Consider the following 14,706-nt stretch of genomic DNA (forward strand, 5'->3'; position numbering starts at 1 on the left):
TACGATACGGATGAGCAACGCGAGCGAGTCTGCCGGCGACCTGCCCTTACAACGTGGCGTGCGCGTGGCTGCAGTAATCATGGCCCTTGGCCTGCACGTTTTCCGAGGCCGGGTAGTACACGCCGCAGTGGGCGCAGCACAGCATCAGTTCGGCATCCGGCAATTCCTGCGGCCGGCCAGGCGGCGCAAACGGGTTCGGCTGTTGCTGCTGCTGCGCGCGGGCCCGTTGCTGCATGCCACGGATCTTGCTGCGGATAGCAAACAGCACCAGGAACACCAGCGCCAGCCAGAATAAAACACGTGTCATGCGAATCCTCGGTGTAAAACCACTTCCAGTACAAAACGGCTGCCGACATAGGCCAGCAGCAAGGTGGCGAAACCGGCCAGGGTAAAGCTCAGGGCCGTCTTGCCGCGCCAGCCGCGGAAGCGCCGGCCTGCCAGCAGCGAGGCAAACAACAGCCACGACAGCATGGTAAACACCGACTTGTGATCCCAGGTCAAGGCCTTGCCAAATAATTGTTCGGAAAACACGATGCCTGACAGCACGGTCAGGCTCAGCAGAATGAAGCCCAGACCGATCATGCGAAACAGCAACTTTTCCATCGTCAGCAGGGCTGGCAACTGGTCCAGCGCCGTGCCGATGAAGCCGCGGCTTTCGCTGCGCGTATGCAAACGCGATTCCTGCAGCGCCATCAGCACGGCGTGAAAGGCGGCAATCGTCAGGGTGCTATAGGCGAGCACGGCCACGGCAATATGCCAGCCGAAGACGGCCGACTTGCCTTCCATGCTGACCTGGCTGCCAGGAAAGGCCCAGGCCAGGCCGATGGCGAGGACGGCGCTGGGCATGACCATGCGGCGCAGTCCATCCAGACTGAAATTGCGGTTCTCTATCCAGTAGGCGCCCACCGATACCCACAGCGCGGCCGACAGCATGGCGGAAAAGCCGAAGCGCAAGGTGCCCGGCGCCATCAGGTCGAACCACAGGGTGGCGGCGTGCGCCAGCCAGGCGACGCCGGTCAGGCCGGCAATGAGCCGGGCACGGGACGAGGGAAGCACCGCGCACGCCGCGTACAACAGGGCGGCGATAAGAAAGAAATAGATCTGCATAGTTTAAGTTTACACCATAGCCGACAAGCGCGATTCAAGCGACAGCCAGGGTGACAGGCATTCCGCCGCCAGCCAATGCTGCAAGCCTGCCATGATATCGCGCCTGAGGCGCAACGGGGTAGCGCACCCTCAAGATTTTGGCAATCTTTCGCACCACCTGCCTATATATCAGTGTGCCGCAAAAAATGATGGCCCGCTCAAGCGGGCCATCGGGCACTGCCAATCTCCGGCTTACTTTACATTCAAGCTCTTTTTCGCCTGCTCCAGCAAGTCCGTCTTGACCCACTCCTTGGCCACGGGCGGCTTCGTCATGCGGCCCACGCCCGTTTTCACCATCACATCGGTGGTCACCTGGATATGCTCGGGCGAGATGTCGTACGAATACGGCGAATTGCTGATCGCATCGTCGAAGTCATCCTTCGTGATCTGGCCGCGGAACACGACTTCGCGCACATACTTTTCCGCCGTCGCCTTGTTGTCGATAAAGGTCTTGGTCGCTTCGACGAAGCAGCGCATGAATTTTTCCGCCACCGGACGGCGTTCTTTGTAGAACTTTTCCGTCATCACCATGGTCCGCACGGGTTCGCCGATCGGCGTGTCGTACGGTTTCAGGATTTCCGTACCAAAACCTTTGTTGATCGCCTGCGACGATTGCGGTTCCGACTGCATCATGGCGTCGATATTCTTGCCCATCAGCGCCTGGTTCAAGTCGGCGTAGGCCAGGAACACCAGTTGCACATCCTTGCCCTTGGTGTCGGCATACGTCAGGCCCGCTTGCGCCAGCTCGGCCAGCAGCAGCACTTCCTGGATGCCGCCGCGCGTCACGCCCACGCGCTTGCCCTTCAAATCCTTGACGCTGGCAATCTTTTGCCCGGCGCCCCCCACCAGCCGCGCTCCGCCTTTGGCAAAGCCGGCCACCACATAGATGGGCGCGCCGCCGGCACGGCCGGAAATGGCCGCTTCGGACGCCGTCGCACCCACGTCCAGCTCGCCGGCGATAATCGCCTGCATCACATCGAGGCCCTTGGCGAAGATATGCTCTTCGACCTTGATGCCGCACTTGGGCGCAATTTCCTTGATGTACGACACGGCGCCGTAGTGGGCGAATTTCAAATTACCCAGGCGCACGACTTCCTGTGCCTGGGCCTGCACGGCGCCCATGCCGAACGCCAGCATGAGGGCGGCGGCGATACCGGTCTTCAAGGTTGATTTCTTCTGCATCGGGTTCTCCTGTGGTGGTTGGTGTGTGCCCGCAAGGGCATTAAACACAGCTTTTTTTATTATGGGAGATAGTACCGCGTGTTGGGGGCAGGGCAACATTTTTTTGCCCTGGCCAGCCCGCCCTGTTTAAAACGTGGCGCGCAGGGTCACGCTCGCATTGCGTGGCGCGCCATACCAGTTGCCGCCGCCTGAGTAGCCCGTCTTTTCATAGTAGCGCTTGTCAAAGAGATTATTGACGTTCAGGGCCAGCGACCAGCGGGGATCGATGCGGTATTGCGCCAGCGCGCTCCAGACGGCATAGCCGCCCTGCGTAAACTGGAAGTCCTGCACGGCGCCGGCGCGCGTGAGCACCGTGCCACTCGTGTAGCTGGCGCTCTGGATGGCGACGTTGCCGCCCACTTTCCAGGCAGACCAGGCGCCAGGCAAGGTATACGCCGTCGACAGCTTGAACAGATGCTTGGGCGTGATGCTGCTGAAAGGCAAGCCCGTGCTGTCATTCTTGCTGTGGTTAAAAGTATAGCCGGCGGCGGCCTGCAAGCCAGGCAAGAGTTCGCCGCCCACTTCCATATCCACGCCACGGCTGGTCACCTTGCCTTGCGGCAGATAGCAGCAATTGCCCGCATACAGATCGGTTTCTTCCGGATAACTGGGGTCGAGCACAGCCTCGCCATTGCGTTCGACATGGAACAGGCTGAAGGTGGCATTCAAGCGCCCGTCGAGCAGTTCACCCTTGAAGCCGCCTTCATAGCTCTTGCCCGTGATTGGCTTGAGCGAGGTGCCCGGCATCGGCCCCGCCTTGTACAGCGCCTGCGGCTTGAAGATGGCGGAATAGCTGGCATATGCCGACCACTGTGCATTGAGGTCGTAAATGATGCCGCCATACGGCGTCAGCTTGGTCGGCTCGCTGAAGCGGCTGTCCGAGTCGGGCGCCCACACGCCCGTGTCGCCATCGAGGGATGCCACGTATTGCTTGAATTTGTAACGGGCCAGGCGCGCGCCCAGCACCACGTGCAACTGGTCGCTGGGATGCAGGCGCACGGTGCCATACGCGCCATACTGTTCCTGCTCCCATGGATGAAAACGGTACCAGACAGGGCCATTGTCGCCGCCGGCCCATGGCGTGGCATCGGGATTGAAAGGATTGGCCGGCGTACTGCCGGCCCCCGTCTGCCGGGCCGAATCCCAGTAGCTCGTGACCTTCTGCCGGTCGGCTCCCAGCAGCAACTCGTGCGTGCGTCCCAGCAACTTGAAATTGCCCGTCAGATTCAGGTCCAGCACATTCTGGTGATTCCAGGCATTGTTGCGCGTACCGGCCCACACCACGCCATCGCTGCCGCCAGGCTGCACGGCGCCGGTGGTAAACGTGCCGCGTCCCTTGGCGCTCTGCTCGACGTGGCTGGCATTCAATTTCAGTTTCCAGCCAGTGGCAAAGCGGTGTTCAAGCTGGGCAAACAGTTCCGTGACCGCATTGTCGACATACCCCCAGGGCTGGCTCAGATTGGTCGAGCGCGGCAGCTGCAAATCCGTGCCATCGGCATAACGGGGCAGACCGGAACCACTGCCATTCGTATCGCGCTTGCTGTGCGAACCACCCACGGTCAACAGCGACCCCGTGGGCAGGTCCGCTTCCAGCACCGCGTACACGAGTGCCTTTTCCGTACGGAAGTGGCGCATGAAGGAGCCATCATTTTCATACATGACCACCACCCGCCCGCGCAGCCGTCCATCGTCAGTGAGCGGGCCCGTGGCGTCGATATCGGCGCGATAATTGCTCCAGCTACCCGCCGACAGAGCGGCCGCCAGTTGTCGACGCTCAAGAGGTTTCTTGCGCGCCAGATTGATGATGCCACCCGGATCACCGGCGCCGGACAGCAGGCCGGACGCGCCGCGCATCACCTCGACCCGGTCGTACATCGCCATATCCTGGATCGCCGTCGCGGTGTAGCTGCCGATATTGAAGGGCGCACCGCCATCGATCTGCATGCTGTCGATCTGGAAGCCCCGCGAATAGAAATTGTAGGCGTGGCCGTTTACACGCTGCAAGGTGATGCCCGGCGTCAGCGCCATGGCGCCACCGATATCCTTGACGTCCTGGTCATCGAGCTGCTGGCGCGTCACCACCGATACAGACTGGGGAATTTCGCGAAACGACTGGTCCGTCTTCGAAGCGATGCTGGTGACGCGGCTGGTGTACGAGCCCGTGCCTTCCGTGCTGCCATCGGCGGCGCGGCGCGCGCGCACGCGAATCGCGGCCAGGGTTTGCTCATCCGCGGCGCTGGCGGCAGTGGCCGCAGCGGCAGCCGTTGCCGGCAGCGCTTTTTGCAAGGTATGGCTGCCGTCGCTGCGGCCGACGAGTTCCAGGCCGCTGCCGGCCAGCAGACGCGTGAGCGCTTCGCGCGGCGTATAGCTGCCGCTCAGGGCCGGGCTGCTCAGCCCCGCCGTCAGAGCTGGATCGAACGACAGGGCGATGCCCATCTCGACGGCCAGGGTGGACAGGTTACGGCCCAGGGGGCCAGCCGGCAGCGCGACGCTGCGCGCGGCGGGCGCGTCCGGCGATGCGGCATGGACGGGCGCGGCCATGGCCAGCACGGCCAGGTGGACGGCGAGAAAAACGATGGAACGGAGGGGAGCTGCAGGCATGACGTTTCCTTTACATGGCAATGGGATCTTCTTCCCCTTGCCAGCCCGGCGCGAAAAAAGTGTCAGGTTTTTTCAACTATTTATTCAGGTGCATCCAGGGTGACCCAGTAGCCGCCAAGGCGCGTGCGTACCGCCAGCGGATAGGTCGATACCAGCATCACCAGCGCCGCATCCGTGTCCGTAATGGGAAAGGCGCCCGAGACGCGCACATTGGCCACGCGGGGATCGCAGCGCACGATGCCGGGCCGGTAGCGGCCCAGTTCCAGCGCAAAATCGTGCAGGCGCATGTCGTCGGCCAGCAGCATGCCGCGCTGCCACGCCAGCGCGCCGCCGTCCAGCGCCGCCGGTTCGCCGATGGCCGCCGCCGTGAAGGCCACTTGCCGTCCCGCTGGAATGATGTGCTGCGCACCGCTGCGCGCGCGCACGCGCACGCGGCTTTCCCGCACCGCCAGCAGCGTCCGGCCATCATCCTGGCGCACGGAAAACTGCGTGCCCAGCGCTTCGAGCCGGCCTTCGGCCGTGGCGACAAGGAAGGGACGGCGCTGCGCATCGGCGGCAGTCTGCACGGCGATTTCGCCCTGCCGCAGGGTCAGCAGGCGCTGCGCGCCATCGAATTGCACGTCCAGGGTGGTGGCCGTATTGAGGCTGATGCGGCTGCCATCGGCCAGCACGATGTCGCGCCGCTCGCCAGTGGCCGTGCGGTAATCGTGGCGCCAGCCCTGCTGCTCCATCAGCAGCCAGGCGCCGGGCACCACCGCCAGCAAGGCGGCCAGTTTCAGCAGCGCGGCGCGGCGCGCCGAGCTGCGGTCCAATTCGCGCGAGCGGTCCAGCGCCGGCATGGCCAGCTCCGGCGGCAGGCCGCCCAGTTTTCCCAGCAACGCTTCGGCACGCTGCCAGGCACGCGCATGTTCCGGGTCGCTGGCGCGCCAGCGCTCACAGGCAAGCCGCTGCTGCGCGCTGGCCGCGCCCGAGTGCAGCTGCATCAGCCAGTCGGCCGCCTGCTCGAGCACGCGTGGATCAATCGGAACACGGGCGCCCACGCTAGTCGCCATCGAGCTGCAGGCATGCCAGGAACGCCTGCTTCATATAGCGCTTCACGCTGGCCAGCGACACGTCCAGCCGCACGGCGATGGCGTCATACGTGAGCCCTTCCAGCTGCGACAGCAAAAAGGCACGCCGCACGACAGCCGGCAGGGAATCGAGCATGGCGTCGACCTGGTGCAGGGTTTCCAGGATCAGCAATTGCTCTTCACACGATGGCGCTTGCAGTTCGGGCAACAGGGCGATGGCGTCGAGATAGGCGCGTTCGAGCGCCTGGCGCTGATACCAGTTGATCAGGATGCCCCGCGCCACCGTCGTCAGGTAGGCGCGCGGCTGGCTGATAGCGACGATGTCGCGCCCGGCCAGGATGCGCACGAAGGTATCGTGCGCCAGATCGGCCGCGTCAAAGGCATTGCCCAGCTTGTAGCGCAACCAGCCATGCAGCCAGCCGTGGTGCTGCTGGTACAGCGCCTGGGCGGCATGCGTGGGAGAAGAGTGGTCTTGCTGTAGGGCGAAGTCGGCGGCCGACATGGGCATCCTTTCCTGTCAGGCGCCTGGCACCAATGCAAATAAGAATTATTCTCATTTTAGCCGAAACAACAACGCCGGCGCAATGCCTGGCCGCGATGGCAGGCATTGCGCCGGCGTTTTTACAACCGTTTTTACAACACCTACTGTCCGGCCAGCGCCACCACCGGATCGAGTCCCGACGCCTTGCGCGCCGGCATGAAGCCAAACACCAGCCCCGTCACCACGGCGCAGGCAAACGCGCCGGCGATGGCGCTCAGCGAAAAGATCACCGGCACGTCCCATACCAGCAGCAAGCCGGCCACCGTCACGCCGACCACGATGCCGGCCACGCCGCCCACCACCGACACCAGCACGGCTTCGGTGAGGAACTGGCGCAGGATGTCGCGCCGGCGCGCGCCCGTCGCCATGCGGATGCCGATTTCGCGCGTGCGCTCACGCACCGTCATCAGCATCACGTTCATGACGCCGATGCCGCCCACCACCAGCGACACGGCAGCGATCAGGCTGAGCATCATGGTCATGTTGTCCTGCGTCTTGGCTTCGGCGGCGATCGACGCGGCCGCGTTGCTGATGCCATAGTCGCGGATGCGGTGGCGCTCGAACATCGTGGCGTCGACCGCCGCCTCCACTTCCGTCACGCGCTTGACGTCGGCCACCGCCATCACCGTGTACGTCGGCTCGCGCTGGCCGAAGACGCGGATGCCGGCCGTGGAAAACGGCAGCAGCAGCACGTCGTCTTCATCCTTCTCGCCCGTCAGCGCGCCCTTCGCGCTCATCACGCCGATCACCTGGAACGGCACATTGCCGATCAGGATGCTCTGCCCCACGGGATTGGCCACATCGGGCATCAGTTTTTCGGCCAGGTGCGCGCCCAGCACGGCCACGGTGGCCATCTCGCGCTCGTCTTCTTCGGTAAAGAAGCCGCCCTTGGCCACCGGCCAGGTCTGGATCTGCGGCAGGGCCGACCCCGTACCGCGCACATACGTCTGCACGTCGAGGTTACCGTGGCGTATCACCTTGTTGCCCGTGACATTCGGCAGCACGTGGGTGATGCCCGGCACGTCTTTCAACGCATCGAGGTCGGCCAGGGTGATGCTGCGCCCGGGGATGCGCGAGCTTTCGCCGCGCGACGCCATGTACAGCAAATTCGAGCCGAACGCGCCCAATTGGGCCATCACTTGCTGGCGCGTGCCCAGGCCGATGGCCAGCATGACGATCACGGAAGCGACGCCGATGACGATGCCCAGCAGCGTCAAGCCCGTGCGGAAGCGGTTGATCCACAGCACGCGCCAGGCCGCGCGCGCCGCGTCGAGCAATTCCGTGCCCAGCGACGCGCCAGTGTCATGCGCGGCGCGCGACATGTCCAGCGGCGGCAGGGCCGTCGACGTAGCGGGGATGGCGATGGCGCCCGAATCTGCGATGATTTCGCCATCGCTGATCTCGATCACGCGGCGCGCCTGGGCCGCCACCTTGCGGTCATGCGTAATGAGGATGATGGTGTGGCCCGCGTCGGCCAGTTCGCCCAGCAGAGCCATGACTTCGGCGCCGCTGCTGCTATCCAATGCCCCCGTCGGTTCATCGGCAAGGATGATGCGCCCGCCATTCATCAGCGCGCGCGCGATCGACACGCGCTGCTGCTGCCCGCCCGATAATTGATTCGGCCGGTGGTCGAGCCGGTCGCCCAGGCCCAGGCGCTTGAGCAGCGCTTCCGAGCGGGCGTGGCGGGCCGCGGCCGGCATGCCCGCGTACAGGGCCGGAACTTCCACGTTTTCGCGCGCCGATTCAGTGGCGATCAGGTGATAGCCCTGGAAGACGAAGCCGAACGCTTCGCGCCGCAGCCACGCCAGTTCATCGGGATTCAGGCTGGCCACGTCCTGGCCGGCGAAGCGGTAGGTGCCGTCGCTGGGACGGTCCAGGCAGCCCAGCAGATGCATCAGGGTCGATTTGCCGGAACCGGACGCGCCCACGATGGCGACGAATTCACCGGCGCCAATGGACAAGGTCAGGCCGCGCAGCACTTCCACGGCCGGCGCGCCGTCGTGGCCGCCGTAACGCTTGCGGATGCCGGCAAGTTCAATCAGTGGCGCCGGCTGGCCAGGTTCTCCCGGTTGCCCCAGTGACGCGGCCTCGCTCATGGCACTCATAACTGGAACCTGCTGGCGCCGCTGCTGCCCGGCTGCTCGCCCGTGACCAGCAATTCACCTTCGCGCAAGCCTTGCAGCACTTCCGCGCTGAGGCGGTTGCGCACGCCCACGGTGACGGCGCGCGTATCGACCTTGCCGTCCGCATCCATCACGCGGGCCGTGAACTGCCCCGGCTTGGCGCCTTCTTCCGTCGACGGTTTCAGGGCCGGCAAGGGCACGGCCAGCACATTGTTTGCCGCTGCCGTGACAAACACCACCTGCGCCGTCATCTGCGGCATCAGTTCGCCATCGGCGTTATCCACGTCGAACAGCACGGTATATAAAATCACCTTGCTGGTCGACGGCGCCAGCGCCGTGCCGGCGGCGGAACCACCGGGCACCGGCGGGGCCGGCAGCACTTGCCGCACCTTGCCGCTCCAGCGCCGCTGGTCGCCACCCAGGGTGGTGAAGTACACGGGCATGTCCGGGCGCACGCGGCGCACGTCCGCTTCCGACACTTCCGTCCATACCGTCATGGCCGACAGATCGGCGATGCGCAGGATGTTCGGCGTCTGGTACGTGGCGTTCAGGGTCTGCCCTTCCTTGGCGTCCAGGCCCACCACCTTGCCAGCCATGGGCGCGTAGATGCGCGTATAGCCGAGGCGCGCCTCGTCCGCCTTCAGGCTGGCCTGGGTCTGGTCGATCTGCGCCTTCAGGTGGTCGATCTTGGCGCCGGCCGAGGCCAGCGTGGCTTCGGCCGTTTCCAGGTCGGCCAAAGGCGTCGAGTCGAACTTGGCCATCTGCTTCTGGCGGCCATGCTGCTGGCCGGCCAGGCGGTGCTGCGCCTGCTGGTCGGCCAGCTGCGCGCGCAAGCCCGCCAGGGCGGCGCGGCCCGCGTCGACCGTGGCTTGCTGCACGCTGGGGTCGATCTCGGCCAGCAACTGGCCCTTTTCCACGGCGCTGCCGGGCTGCACGTGCAGGCGCGTAATCTGGCCCGACACCTGCGCGCCCACATCGACATAGGTTTGCGGCTGCAAGGTGCCGATGGCCGTGACGCTGGCCTCGATATTGCCGCGCTTGACGGGCGCCGTGTCGAACACGGTGGCCGGGCCACGCGTGGCCCACAGGGCACCGGCGCCAAACAGCGCCAGCAAGACCGCGCCGCCCAGAATGCGGGCGCGGCGGGAAGGCAGGCGGGCCGCCATCAGGAAGCCGCCTTCAGTACATTCAAAACATCAATCGGTGTCGCCAGGCGTGAAAAATACATCGGTCTATCCTTGAAAATGGCGGTGGTCATCACCGCAGGAACGTCACAAGCCCTGCCAGCGCGGCGACGGCTGCCAGCAGGGAACTACGAAACAGCAAGCGGGGGGCATACGGCAGCAGCAGGGCCACCAGCAGCGCTCCCGCCCCGATGAATCCCAGCCAGGCGACCACGCCGACGGTAGCGCTCCAGCCGGCCACGCAAGGCCAGATGGCCAGCGCCAGCAGGATGGCGCCCGCCAGTTGCAGCGCGCGCCGCACGTTCGGCGCCGCGTCCCTGCCCCAGACCTGGCCATGGTGGCGATCCATCGCCAGCGAGAGGCTGGCCATGCCCGCATACGACAGGCCAAGCGCGCACAGGATGGTGTTGATCATGACTGTCCTTCCGTAGTGACATGCAGGCTGGCCGTGGGCGCAGCGTTTTCTCTGGCGGCGGCTTTTTCAAGCGGCTTTTCCTTGCGCTTCCGGACTTTCCACGCGCCCCAGGCGGCCAGCAGGCCGAAGGCCATGCTGCCCAGTTCCACGCCGGCGCTTTCCCAGTCGCCGCGCGCGACCTGCGCCACCAGGTTGTCGCCCGTGCTCAGGACATTGAGCACCGGCAGCAGCAGGCACAGAGCCGCCAGCAAGCCCAGTTGCTCGATCCACGCGCGCTTTTCCGCGCGCAGGCAGGCGTGCACCAGCATCAAAAACCACACGCCGAAGAAGGCACGCACTTCCCAACCTGCCCGGTGCTCGATGCCGACGGGGATCAAACGGTTGGCCCACAGGAAGCCCACGCAAGCGATCGACAGGCCGGCAATCGCCGCCACGTTCAGGCAGGCGATGACGCGGTACACGCGCTGCGTATAGGCGCCGAACTCGCCACCGGACTTCTGGCGCCGCTTGACCATGAACATGATCGCGCCCGTGCCCATCATGGCCGTGCCGGCCAGGCCGCAAAAGAAGTACAGCCAGCGCATCGGCGTGCCGCCAAAACCGACCATGTGCAGGTTCGACATGACGGAGCGCGTCAGGCCCGCACCGCCCGTGTCCGACTCGCCCGGCAGGCGCACGGCAACCTGCTCGCCCGTGGCCAGCGCATAACAGGCCCTGCCCGTATTGGCGCTGATGCGCGTGAGCAGTTCCGTATCCTCGTTCCAGCCATACATGCACACGCGCATGGAGGCGTCGTTCGGATTGTCCAGCACCACAGCGCGGATTTCCTGGCCGATGGCCTGCTCGGCGCGCTGCGCAAACGATTCCAGCGCGGGAATGGCCAGCGGCTGGCCCGAGCGCGCAGGCTTGCCCGCATCGTTCCAGTCGGCCAGGAAGGCTTTCTTGGGATTGTCCATGCCATATTGCGCCACCACGGGGGCCGGCACATAGTCATCGCTGAAAAATGCCAGGCCCGTGTAGGCGATCATGAACTGGAACGGCAAGGTCAGCACGGCCACCGCGTTGTGCGCGTCGAGCCACGAACGCTGGCCTTTGGCCGGGCGGAAGGTAAAGAAATCCTTGAAGATGCGCTTGTGCGTGATGACGCCACTCACCAGCGCCACCAGCATGATCATGGTGGTGATGCCGACGATCCAGACGCCGATGCGTCCCGCGTGCAGTTCGTAGTGGAAATCGACAAAGTGGTGGCCGCCGATGGTCTCGCGCTGCGTTACCTCGCGCGCATGTTCGATGACGGCGCCCGTCAGCGGATCGAGGTCCGCCGAGCCGTAGCCGCCGCTGGGCTGGAACCAGTAGGCGGACAAGCCGTGGTCGGGACGCTGCACCGGCCAGATTTCCCACATGTCCGCCTTCGGGTGTTCTTTGGCCATGAAGTCGAGCGCCAGTTCCAGGCGGTGCGCGCGGTCCGTGACCTTCGGCAGCGGCGGATCGTTCGCATGCGCCGCCTCTTCCAGAGCGTGTTCGGGCGTCATCCAGTGGCCGATCGGGTCGTCGAAGACGGCCAGGGTGCCGGTCAGGAAAATGGCGAACAGCAGCCAGGAAATCCACAGCCCGCTCCACGTATGCAGCCAGGCCATGGCCTGGCGCAAGCCGCCCTGTTGCGGCGTTTTCACCACTTTGTCTACCTTGACGGCGTTCATGCGGCACCTCGCGACAGCAGCAGGCCAAGGCCGCCGCACAGAATCGCCGGCAGCAGCATGCCGAGCCAGGCGCGGCGCAGGTCTTGCACGGCAAAGACCCAGACCACGGCGCAGGTGTAGACGACGAAGGCGCTCAGAGTGGCCGTCAGCACGGCTTCGGCGCGCGACAGCGGCAGCACGGCCGACAACAGCACGGCCACGCCGGACGTGAGGGCATAGCCGCCAAAGACGGCGGCGAGCACGCGCGAGAACAACAGCATATTGGCCGATTTCATCATCGCGGCGCTCCCTGTGGCATACGCCAGCTCACGCCATTGCTGGCGTGGGCCAGATTCAACTGCACATTCATAAGCCATGCATCCTTCATCAAGATAGGTCATTCAAAAGTGATTATTTACAATTTGTAGTTCAAGGTCAGCATCAGGTTGCGCGGCGTGCCCACCAGATTGCCGAAGACATCGGAGTAGATGCTCTGGTAATAGTGCTTGTCGAGCGCATTGTTGACGTTCAGGCGCAGCTCGGCGCGGCTGTCGATCTGCCAGGCCGCATTCAAGCCCAGGATCGCGTAGCGGCCCTGGCGCAGGTGATAAGTGCCGTCGTTTGATTCGGTCGCGCCCTGCCCGTACACCGAGGCGCCGACGCGCCAGCCTTGCGCCGCGCCGGACAGGCGGTAGCTGGTGGCCAGCTTGAGCTGCTGGCGCGGATAGCGGCTGTTGAAATCCTTGCCGATATTGGCCGGATCGCTGTCGCGCGTAAATTGCGCCTTCACATACGTAAAACCGGCCGACAGTTGCCAGTCAGGCGTCAGCGCGCCCGCCACATCCAGCTCCACGCCTTCGCTGCGCACTTCGCCCGACGCGCGCTGACAATAGCCCCAGGTGCTGCCGGGGCAGGGACTCGGGCCGGCCAGGTCGTCCACGCCGCGGTTTTGCTGGCGGATCTGGAACACGGCCGCGCTGGCATTGAGGGCGCCGCCGAAGTATTCACCCTTCACGCCCGCTTCATAGTTGGTGCCGCTGATCGGCTTCAGGGGCTGCGCATTGGCGTCGGTGGATGCTTGCGGCTGGAAGATCTCGGTCCAGCTGGCGTACACGGAATGCTGCTTGTCGAGGTCATACACGACACCGGCGTAGGGCGTGAATTCGCGCGCCACCGAGTAGCCGGCATCGTCCTTGTACCAGCTCACGCGCCCGCCCAGCACCAGCGACAGCGGATCGGCCAGGCGCATGCGCGTGCCCGCATACACGCCGCTTTGCTCGGTGATGCTGGCCGTGCCCCACTGCGCGTAGTTGATGACGGGGCGCGCCACGCTGCCCGCATCCCAGTTGAACGGGTCGAGCACCGGCGCCGCTGCGCCCCAGCTGTACGGGGCCCAGCCGCCATAGCTGTTTTTCGACGAACGGCGATGGCTGGCGCCGACCGTCAGCTCGTGTTCGCGGCCGAACAGGCTGTAGCTGCCGCTGGCATACGCGTCATAGCTGGTATTGGCCAGCTCGGCGCGGTAGCTTTGCGAATTGAAGCGCAGGGTGTCGCCGCGGCGGTTGATGCCGGAAAACGTCGTGTCGATCTCGGGCGTCTTGCGCGTGGCCGCCAGCTTGGCCTTCCAGCCGTTGCCGAAACGGTGTTCCAGTTCGGCGAAGATGGTTTTATCCGTCTGGCGCCAGTCATCGAAGTCGGTGCCCAGGTAAGTCGAGCGGGGCAAGTTCAAAAAGGTGCCGTCGGCGGCCGTCACCACGCCCGTGGTGACGCCGTCGTTATCGGTCTTGCGGTAGTGGGCGCCCAGGGTCAAGGTGGTATCGGGGCGCAGGTCGGCCTCGATGATGCCGTACAACTGGTGATTGCGGCCATGCAGCACGTCAACATAGTCCTTCTTGTCCTGCAGCGTCACGACGATGCGCCCGCGCAGGGTCTTCGCTTCGTTGAGCGCGTTGGCCGCATCGGCTTCCAGGCGGTAGTTGCTCCAGCTGCCGATGCTGGCCGAAAACGACGCTTGCGGCGTGGCCGTCGGGCGCTTGCGCACCATATTGATGGCCGCGCTGGGCGTGCCGCTGCCCGTCATCAAGCCCGTGGCGCCGCGCACCACCTCGATGCGGTCATAGATGGCCAGGTCGTCATTGTCGCCATTGAAGGTGCCGTTCGCGCCCAGGCTGGTGGGCAAGCCATCGAACAGGATGTTGTCGACTGGAAAACCGCGTGCGCTGAAGCTGCCCGAATCGCCCGTAAAGTTGCCTTTTTGCATGACCAGGCCCGTGATCGACTGGACGGCGTCGTCCAGGGTTGTGATGCCCAGGTCGTCGATCTGCTGGCGCGTCAGCACGCTGACCGACTGCGGCGTTTCGCGCAGCGACAGACTCAGCTTGGTTGCCGTATTGCTCACGCCCGTTGTGTAGGAGCCGCTGCCTTCCGTCGCCGCATCGCGTCCTGCCGTGACGGACACGCCGAGCATGGTCTGTTCGGTGGCGGGGGTGGCTCGCGCCTGCTGCGCGATGGCCGGCAGGCTGGCGGCAAGGCACAGGGCAGCGGCGGCTTGCGCCAGCGGACGCAACGCGGAGTGAGAAGATGGCAAACTGACAAAAGGCAAAGCGTGCGACATGAAAGTTCCTGATAGTAATGGCGTCATCAGACGGTAAAAAACAGGCGCCCTACTCTGTAGGTGCCGCGAAAACGAAAAACGGGCAGTCCGATTGAAAAATATTTTTACCGAG

The 14,706-nt window shown here is 64.8% G+C and carries 12 protein-coding genes; all 12 read right to left on the reverse strand.

Features of this window, described 5'->3' with window-relative positions; genetic code table 11:
- Positions 1-46 precede the first annotated feature (46 nt).
- The gene (locus tag C8C92_RS24990) at positions 47-307 is read right to left on the reverse strand and encodes a PP0621 family protein (protein WP_034746591.1); all 261 of its coding nucleotides are present in this window, start codon (positions 305-307) and stop codon (positions 47-49) included.
- Positions 304-1,107 (reverse strand): cytochrome c biogenesis protein CcsA, encoded by an 804-nt coding sequence (ccsA, locus tag C8C92_RS24995; RefSeq protein ID WP_116745554.1) that lies wholly within the window; start codon positions 1,105-1,107, stop codon positions 304-306. Before ccsA ends, C8C92_RS24990 begins: the two co-directional genes overlap by 4 nt.
- A gap of 231 nt (positions 1,108-1,338) precedes the next feature.
- Entirely contained in the window at positions 1,339-2,283 is a 945-nt protein-coding gene (locus C8C92_RS25000) for an ABC transporter substrate-binding protein (protein ID WP_099764410.1), read from the reverse strand.
- 171 nt (positions 2,284-2,454) lie between these two features.
- The gene (locus tag C8C92_RS25005; protein WP_116745555.1) at positions 2,455-4,968 is read right to left on the reverse strand and encodes a TonB-dependent receptor; all 2,514 of its coding nucleotides are present in this window, start codon (positions 4,966-4,968) and stop codon (positions 2,455-2,457) included.
- 80 nt (positions 4,969-5,048) lie between these two features.
- Positions 5,049-6,008, reverse strand: coding sequence for a FecR domain-containing protein (locus tag C8C92_RS25010; protein ID WP_279340951.1), 960 nt, complete (start codon positions 6,006-6,008; stop codon positions 5,049-5,051).
- A gap of 1 nt (position 6,009) precedes the next feature.
- Positions 6,010-6,540 (reverse strand): sigma-70 family RNA polymerase sigma factor, encoded by a 531-nt coding sequence (locus C8C92_RS25015; protein ID WP_099762139.1) that lies wholly within the window; start codon positions 6,538-6,540, stop codon positions 6,010-6,012.
- Positions 6,541-6,680: 140 nt separating this feature from the next.
- Positions 6,681-8,675, reverse strand: coding sequence for a MacB family efflux pump subunit (locus C8C92_RS25020; protein WP_116745557.1), 1,995 nt, complete (start codon positions 8,673-8,675; stop codon positions 6,681-6,683).
- A 5-nt stretch (positions 8,676-8,680) separates the two neighbouring features.
- On the reverse strand, positions 8,681-9,868 hold the full coding sequence (locus C8C92_RS25025; RefSeq protein ID WP_116745558.1) for an efflux RND transporter periplasmic adaptor subunit: 1,188 nt from the start codon (positions 9,866-9,868) through the stop codon (positions 8,681-8,683).
- Positions 9,869-9,959: 91 nt separating this feature from the next.
- Complete coding sequence (locus C8C92_RS25030; RefSeq protein WP_096237848.1) at positions 9,960-10,301, reverse strand: DUF3325 domain-containing protein; 342 nt, start codon at positions 10,299-10,301, stop codon at positions 9,960-9,962.
- A complete protein-coding gene (locus C8C92_RS25035; protein ID WP_116745559.1) occupies positions 10,298-12,001 on the reverse strand; it encodes a PepSY-associated TM helix domain-containing protein in 1,704 nt (567 codons plus the stop codon). Before C8C92_RS25035 ends, C8C92_RS25030 begins: the two co-directional genes overlap by 4 nt.
- Complete coding sequence (locus C8C92_RS25040; RefSeq protein ID WP_116745560.1) at positions 11,998-12,279, reverse strand: hypothetical protein; 282 nt, start codon at positions 12,277-12,279, stop codon at positions 11,998-12,000. The genes C8C92_RS25035 and C8C92_RS25040 overlap by 4 nt, the downstream gene beginning before the upstream one ends.
- 116 nt (positions 12,280-12,395) lie before the next feature.
- On the reverse strand, positions 12,396-14,594 hold the full coding sequence (locus C8C92_RS25045; RefSeq protein ID WP_165829544.1) for a TonB-dependent siderophore receptor: 2,199 nt from the start codon (positions 14,592-14,594) through the stop codon (positions 12,396-12,398).
- Between the last annotated feature and the right edge of the window lie 112 nt (positions 14,595-14,706).

The sequence above is a fragment of the Janthinobacterium sp. 78 genome, assembly GCF_003096775.1.
In the GTDB taxonomy this organism is placed as follows: Bacteria; Pseudomonadota; Gammaproteobacteria; order Burkholderiales; family Burkholderiaceae_D; genus Janthinobacterium; species Janthinobacterium tructae.